This is a genomic window from candidate division WOR-3 bacterium, from assembly GCA_029858255.1.
Lineage (GTDB): Bacteria > Hydrothermota > Tepidihabitantia > SM23-42 > SM23-42 > SM23-42.
On the sequence record JAOUFJ010000058.1, the window covers coordinates 1 to 6,672 of the forward strand.

The window sequence follows — 6,672 nt, forward strand, 5'->3', positions numbered from 1 at the left end:
GGGATCTTTTCTTAGTCATCATTCTGGCAATTGTTCTCGTATACATGATCATGGTCGGACAATTTGAATCCTTCCGCGAACCATTCATCATTATGTTCACCATCCCCCTTGCGCTCATCGGCGTGCTCTGGATGTTATTCTTCACCGGCACCACTCTCAACATGCAAAGTCTGTTAGGCGTCTTGCTACTTGGCGGAATCGTGGTCAATAACGCGATCGTCTACATCACCTACACGAACCAGCTCCGTCGCGACCAGGGATTTAAATGCATGGATGCGGTAGTCGAAGCCGGCCGGGTCCGCATGCGTCCCATCCTCATGACAGCATTCACCACATCCTTCGGTCTCATTCCCATGGCATTGGGCATCGGCGCCGGCAACGAGCTACGTGCGCCGATGGCGCGTTCGGTCATCGGCGGTCTGATGGTTGCCACATTCTTGACGCTCGTCTTCATCCCCGTACTCTACACATTATTCGAGCGGAAAAAGGACAAAGTCTGCGAAGCAGATATTTCCAAATCCAAATAGTCTAGGATTAATCCCGCATCCTGCTGTCAACTCCCACCATATTTGTGGGTAGGCAGGATGCGGGTTTTGCATTATCACGCTTTACGCACAACGCTTGAGTAGAAGCTAAGAAGTTCAGAAAATCAGGAACGGAGTGATGCTGTACCAATTTTGTCCATATCTGGGATATGGCTACAAAATTGAGTGTCCCGCAGTCGTTAATGTGCGGGGCGAGCGCTTGTGCGACACCGCGGTGTTGATTTCGCTCCGATTACGTGTATAATTATATATGCTCAAGAAGCGAAAAACGTATATCTGCAGCCTTGACTATGCTGAAGACGAAGCTCTCGAGTTCGAACTCAAATTTCAGCGCACACTTACAACGGCAGAACGCTTTATAATGATGTTCAACATGTCTAATAGAATGAAGGAAATATTGATAAGAAATGGACATCGAAAACCTGTTGAAATCGTTAAACGATCATAAAGTCAAATACGTCATCATCGGGGCAGCTGCTTTCCCTGTACATGGATACGCACGTGCGACTCTGGATACTGATGTCTTTATTGAGCCAACCGACGCAAATGCCAGAAAATGCCTTGCTGCACTCAAGGATTTTGGGTACGATGTAGATCAAATCACCGAAAAAGACCTTCTGAAGAAAAAAATACTTCTACGCCAATATCTCGTTGAGGTAGATATCCACCCTTATGCAAGAGGAATCACATTTGGAAGTGTCTGGAAGAACAGAGTGAAAGACAAAATCGGCACCGCACCGGCGTATTTTGCCGGTCTTGAAGACCTTATAAAGATGAAACGAGCCGCGGGCCGACCAAAAGATAAAGAAGACCTGAAGGCCCTCCTCAAACTAAAGAACGCAAAAAAACAAAAGTAACGACTATCCCTCAGGCAGTACCACTTCACGCCTAATGTGCTACTAATACACTTCCAACTTTCATTTATTCTTCGAGTAAGTCCGCCATCAATTGTGGCGGACGCATCGAGAAGTATATAAGCTCATCCCCGGGCGCCGTGCTCTGTCATTGCCCAGCTCGCCTGCCGTCTGGTTTAACCAGGGGGAATCTGGGAATCCAGCCCTTGCCAGTCATTGCGAGGCTGGCATTACCAGCCGTGGCAATCTCGGCCGTTGAACGATAATAACGGAATTAACGAGATTAACGGGAATAACGCCCCCAAACGTTTCTAAGACTTGAGCGAACGGAGTGATACTGCGAGCCCTTCGGGACGGTCCTGCGTTATTGATCATCGATGCGTTTACCCGGGTAGTTCCCTGAAAATCTTCTTCATCCGCTGGCTGTACTCATGAAACGCTTTTCTCCCCTCTTTTGTCAAACTAAGTAAAGTGCGCGGGATCTTCTCCACAAACTTCTTCTCGATATGCACATATCCCGCTTTCTCCAATTTCATAAGATGGGACGAGAGGTTTCCCTTTGTCAGGTTCGTCTGCCTCAGAAGAAACAGGAAATCGGCGCTCTCGACAACGTATAGGTACGACAGAATCAGAAGCCGCGCAGGCTCGTGGACAACCCGGTCAATGTCAACGATCTTCTGAAGTTCCTGCGCCTCTTTCTTCTTAGCCGCCATCCGAGCCCTCCTCAGGCTGTCGTGGATGCTTCTTCAAGAAATCAAGAAATATCCTGAGGCCGATCAGCGTAACACTAACACCGAGAACGACAAAATAGAATTTCATGCTATTTGGTGCTACCGATCTCACAAATAATCCACCCAGACCGATCAACACCCCGTAGACAAACCAACGGTAGACTTTGTGTTCATACGCAAGTAAGCCGAAAATAACAGGAATGAAGAGTACCGCTGCTATCTTAAGGACGTTATGCCAATTATTCTGTACTGGTAATCCCAACAACAGAAAAATCAAAGCCGTTACTGCTGATAGAAGTATAATCCCTACTATGCATACCAATAATATTCTTAATGCAGTGGTTCCTTGATTCGCCACACGCGCGTAGCCAATGCGTGGGTGTGTCGTGCGCTTTCTAATTGCTTCTACGATCACAGGACCGATAACGATCCATGGTATATTAAGCAGAAGACGGTATTCTATCACAAAATACGTGAGCACAAGATGAACACCCAGGAGAATATCCATGAGGCCATCCTGAAAATTCATGTATCGCGTTTTGCGCTTGATCTCTTCCAGATCAGCCGATGGTTTCATTGACATGCTCCTTTGTTATCGGATATTTGTGAATGAATAGTACGAACCGCACGATACCGACAAGAACAAGCACTGCCCCGAGTATCCAGAGTTGAAGAGCCGATACAAGTCCCGGCTCATTACCTTGTATTGTAACAACTAGACCAACAATACCGCTTGTTAGTATAAGGCTGGCGAGGAAGTATTCAACGAGGGTCCTGTATAAATAGGCAATCGTAAACGCCATTGCACCAAGTACTAAAGCGAGATAGAAAGGTAGTATCCAATTGTACGCATTGATCTTCAGAATAACAATAAATATTAACAGTAGCAATATTGAAATGATCAACTTCCATTTCTTACTTTTTTCCTTCCTTACCTTCACATAGCCAACACGGGGATAGATAAAATGCTTCCTCAAAACTTCTGGCAGGAAGACATACAGACCGCTGCCGAGAACAAGCATCCAACCTAATCTATCATCGAGGAAGAACGGTGCCATGATGGCAAGAGCCACTCCTGCAATAATTGTTGCCAATCCATCCCGACGCAAAGTGCTTCTTGCTTTCTTTTCTATTTCTTTCATGACTATCTGTTCACTCATATCGTCCCCTCAGTTCTGTGTCGTACAAAGTACGGGATATCTCATTTTGAACAACAGCAGTCGCACAATACCAATCAGAATCAGTATCACGGATAAAATCCAGAGTTGTACGGCGGTGACTATGCCAGCCCCATGCCCTGCTCCTGTTAGTGTAACACCTATTATCCCACTCATAACAAAAATGCCTGTTACAAAATAATATGTAGACAACTTGTGTCTCCAAGCATTCACAAACGAAATAAAAGACAACACAGTTCCTACATAAAGCGGCATTATCCAGTTGAACCGGGAGTCTTTACCGAATACATAAAATAGAATAAGCGCGATAGCTGCAACGATCACCGTTAACAAATGCTGCAGAACCGTCATTTTCACCGCCTTAAGCTTCGCGTAACCAATACGTGGATAGACTATTTTTCTCCTCAAATAAGGAAGTACGGAAGCATGAAGTCCGACGGCAAATACGTACGCCCAGCCATGTCTGATATTAACAAAGAATATTGCCACAAGCGCCAAAGCAAGGCCACCAACGATCATGTCGAGACCATCTTGCCCCAATGCTCTGCGGACTTGGTCTTCCGCGCTTCTGACATCAATAATCTCGGTCAACTCATACCTCCTGTTCTATATTGGAATATTTGCGAATGAACCTGGTAAGTATTACAACCCCCATACATATTATGATCAAAGCGGGTACTCCAAAGGCAACGACGCTTAAATCGATATGTAATACTTGTCGCAAGATCATATCGGTAGGCACTGCAACCGCATACAGAAAACCGATTATGTACAAGCGGGCATAATTTAGAAAATACGCAGCAAGACTGAACAGAAGGAGCATATTCACTATCCAAAACAAGGGAACGATGTAACCCATGACCGGCTGCCGTGCCGTTGCATTTCCCATGGTAGAAACAATCAGCAAGAAAGCCGCCAATCCCGATACACATGAGATAGCGAGTAGTATCTGTGCTTTAGTCAATCGCGCCCTGCCTCTAGGGCCGAAAACGACTGTTCCGATGCGGGGCAGAGTTATGAAACGCTTGCCAAGTGCAAGAAAGAGAATGGCAAATACCAAGATCCCAACGTGGCCGAAGATCGAGTATTTCTCGGATATTCCGACGTCGGTACAGAACGCGCCAATAGCGATCGACGAAAGGAGCAATCCAAGATAGATATCCCAGATGCCATCTTCGTAGAATGACGTCCAGACCTTACGTTCCAGTTTTTTAAGATCGATCTTTTGTTCGCTCATGCTTTACCTCCTCAGCATCAAGATATGCATGTATCGACATATACAGTACTGAAATTGTCACAAGTGTAAGCGTCAATGATACTAACAAGCGGACGATATTTCCACCACGTATCGACTCAAACCCAATGTTGTTCGACGAAATGCTTCCCCTGTTCACCCCAGCAACGGTTTCGTCTGTTCCAACCGAGGAATTTCGCGCTTCGACGGTAACCCCTTCGATCATACCCAACCAGGCTTCATCCTGATTTTCATACCTGGGAGCCGTCACAACGACTTCTGGCATCATGCCAATTGAATCTAATCCCTGTACATTATTGGATGCCTCTGAAGCGTAAACTACGCCTCCTAAGAAGGCAAACGCAATCATTATACATGTCTTATGTACGAACATCAAATACCTCCTAATTTGTGTCCACGACAACACGCTATTCCCCTTTCGATTTCGGGTTTTTACTTAGCATTCGCAAGAATAGAACAAAACCAGTTACTATAATTACTCCCGCGGTGATGCCAAAGGTTACGGGGAAACCGTGGTGAGGCACACCCTTGTGTAGCCAAAGCCATTCGCCTACCGGTACGCCCAAGGCAACCAGAATACCGTAAACGTACAACCGTATGAAACCCAAGAAATAGGCGGCAAGACCAAAACACATGAGCACGATCGCTATGAAGCGAAGATTGTGCACCCACGCCTGTCCGACACCGCCCCTTACAGAGAGAAGACCCAAAATGAAGCCGACCGACAACACTACCAGCATTAAAACGTTGAACTTCACTAAACGCTTTTTGCGTGCGCGCCCAAAACTGACCAGCCCGACCCGTGGAATGACGACCCGTTTCCTGAGCAGCCAGAGTAAAACAAGTACCAGAAATAAGAACGGAAGAAAAGCTACAGGGATCCAATCTCCCAATGCTGTTCTGCTGAACATTGGTGCCAGAGCGAACGTAAGTATGATGCATCCCAGAAATATGTCGCCCAGGCCATCGTCGTAGAATGAAGTCCAGGCTTTGCGTTCGAGCTGCTTCAGGTCCATTTTTTGTTCCATCACCAACCTCCTTACTTACATACTAGTTTGTATTGCAAACTAGTCTATTACATTATAACAAAAAAATCGGATTTGTCAAGGGGTGACTTGCATGGGACTCTCGACGCTTTACGCAACACGCTATATGCCTCACGCCAATCAACTGATTTCCATCATTATCATCTATGTCTCTATCTCCGTAATCACCTTCGAAGCAGGGTCATTGCGAGCGAACGCAGTGAGCGCGGCAATCTCAGCAGGGGAACGATACTGCCGTAATTAACGTGCCTAACAAGCCAACCGCCTGATAAATCAGGCAACTACATGATATGGTTATTACTCCGAAGTCAATCAACGATAGTAACGAAATTAGCGGAACTAACGAACCCAACGTTTCTGACAACATCCCTTCTCCCTTGAGGGGAGAGCCCGCCCTCTCATATCCCCTCTCCCTTGAGGGGAGAACCCGCCCTCTCATATCCCCTCTCCCTTGAGGGGAGAGCCCGCCCTCTCATATCCCCTCTCCCTTGAGGGGAGAGGGTTAGGGTGAGGGTGTAAATAGAATCACTGTAATCAAGTGTTTTTCATCACCGTCACGATTTTTGCTCAAATCAAAGATTTGACCACAAAAATCAGTGTGCCTGGGTCCAAAGACCGAGGTGATTCGACGATACAAAGCATCGGTCATTCTCCGGTTTAACCGGGGAATCCAGACGACATAACAAGCAACACCTTATCTCTATCATCCCCTCTGATCCATTCAGCGAAGCGTGTCTCCAGTCTGCCATGGCAGACGTGTCCTCAGCGAAGCATGAATTCAGCTCGTCGAAGACGAGCGTGACTTCAAACCATCATTGATGTAGCTGCTCCCGTGATGCTATGTCCGCCTCCGGAGGAAGCAGGGTCATTCTCCGGTTTAACCGGGGAATCCAACACCTCCCAGTCATTGCGAGCGAACGCAGTGAGCGCGGCAATCTCTACGTTGGGGGTTGGTTTTAAAGATAACTTTTATTTTGATCTTATTTGCGTAACCAACTCAAGAATTGTGTTTAAGACCAAGCCAGGATTCTCCGAAATAATATCATGACTATTTCCTTCTGCA

9 protein-coding genes are annotated in these 6,672 nt (G+C 46.5%); 2 read left to right on the forward strand and 7 right to left on the reverse strand.

Annotation, left to right across the window (positions count from 1 at the left end):
- Both OEV79_12115 and OEV79_12120 read left to right on the forward strand, forming a co-directional pair.
- On the forward strand, positions 1 to 527 hold a 527-nt coding region (locus OEV79_12115; GenBank protein MDH4212180.1), incomplete at its 5' end, for an efflux RND transporter permease subunit.
- Between the two features lie 425 nt (positions 528 to 952).
- Positions 953 to 1,402, forward strand: a complete 450-nt coding sequence (locus OEV79_12120; GenBank protein ID MDH4212181.1) for a hypothetical protein — start codon at positions 953 to 955, stop codon at positions 1,400 to 1,402.
- 380 nt (positions 1,403 to 1,782) lie between these two features.
- Here OEV79_12120 and OEV79_12125 read toward each other — a convergent pair whose 3' ends face one another.
- The 7 genes from OEV79_12125 to OEV79_12155 are packed head-to-tail and all read right to left on the reverse strand — an operon-like array spanning position 1,783 to position 5,591.
- Positions 1,783 to 2,112, reverse strand: coding sequence for a transcriptional regulator (locus tag OEV79_12125; protein ID MDH4212182.1), 330 nt, complete (start codon positions 2,110 to 2,112; stop codon positions 1,783 to 1,785).
- Positions 2,102 to 2,707 (reverse strand): hypothetical protein, encoded by a 606-nt coding sequence (locus OEV79_12130; GenBank protein ID MDH4212183.1) that lies wholly within the window; start codon positions 2,705 to 2,707, stop codon positions 2,102 to 2,104. The genes OEV79_12125 and OEV79_12130 overlap by 11 nt, the downstream gene beginning before the upstream one ends.
- Complete coding sequence (locus tag OEV79_12135) at positions 2,691 to 3,290, reverse strand: hypothetical protein (GenBank protein MDH4212184.1); 600 nt, start codon at positions 3,288 to 3,290, stop codon at positions 2,691 to 2,693. The genes OEV79_12130 and OEV79_12135 overlap by 17 nt, the downstream gene beginning before the upstream one ends.
- 9 nt (positions 3,291 to 3,299) lie before the next feature.
- Entirely contained in the window at positions 3,300 to 3,899 is a 600-nt protein-coding gene (locus OEV79_12140) for a hypothetical protein (GenBank protein ID MDH4212185.1), read from the reverse strand.
- A gap of 1 nt (position 3,900) precedes the next feature.
- Complete coding sequence (locus tag OEV79_12145; protein ID MDH4212186.1) at positions 3,901 to 4,545, reverse strand: hypothetical protein; 645 nt, start codon at positions 4,543 to 4,545, stop codon at positions 3,901 to 3,903.
- On the reverse strand, positions 4,520 to 4,936 hold the full coding sequence (locus tag OEV79_12150) for a hypothetical protein (protein ID MDH4212187.1): 417 nt from the start codon (positions 4,934 to 4,936) through the stop codon (positions 4,520 to 4,522). The genes OEV79_12145 and OEV79_12150 overlap by 26 nt, the downstream gene beginning before the upstream one ends.
- Positions 4,937 to 4,970: 34 nt before the next feature.
- Complete coding sequence (locus OEV79_12155; GenBank protein MDH4212188.1) at positions 4,971 to 5,591, reverse strand: hypothetical protein; 621 nt, start codon at positions 5,589 to 5,591, stop codon at positions 4,971 to 4,973.
- Positions 5,592 to 6,672: the final 1,081 nt, after the last annotated feature.

What these genes read in the sequence shown, in the direction of transcription:
- OEV79_12150 (MDH4212187.1), bottom strand. Translation starts at nt 4,936, where the DNA reads ATGTTCGTACATAAGACATGTATAATGATTGCGTTTGCCTTCTTAGGA.
- OEV79_12145 (MDH4212186.1), bottom strand. Translation starts at nt 4,545, where the DNA reads ATGAGCGAACAAAAGATCGATCTTAAAAAACTGGAACGTAAGGTCTGG.
- OEV79_12120 (MDH4212181.1), top strand. Translation starts at nt 953, where the DNA reads ATGGACATCGAAAACCTGTTGAAATCGTTAAACGATCATAAAGTCAAA.
- OEV79_12125 (MDH4212182.1), bottom strand. Translation starts at nt 2,112, where the DNA reads ATGGCGGCTAAGAAGAAAGAGGCGCAGGAACTTCAGAAGATCGTTGAC.
- OEV79_12135 (MDH4212184.1), bottom strand. Translation starts at nt 3,290, where the DNA reads ATGAGTGAACAGATAGTCATGAAAGAAATAGAAAAGAAAGCAAGAAGC.
- OEV79_12155 (MDH4212188.1), bottom strand. Translation starts at nt 5,591, where the DNA reads ATGGAACAAAAAATGGACCTGAAGCAGCTCGAACGCAAAGCCTGGACT.
- OEV79_12130 (MDH4212183.1), bottom strand. Translation starts at nt 2,707, where the DNA reads ATGAAACCATCGGCTGATCTGGAAGAGATCAAGCGCAAAACGCGATAC.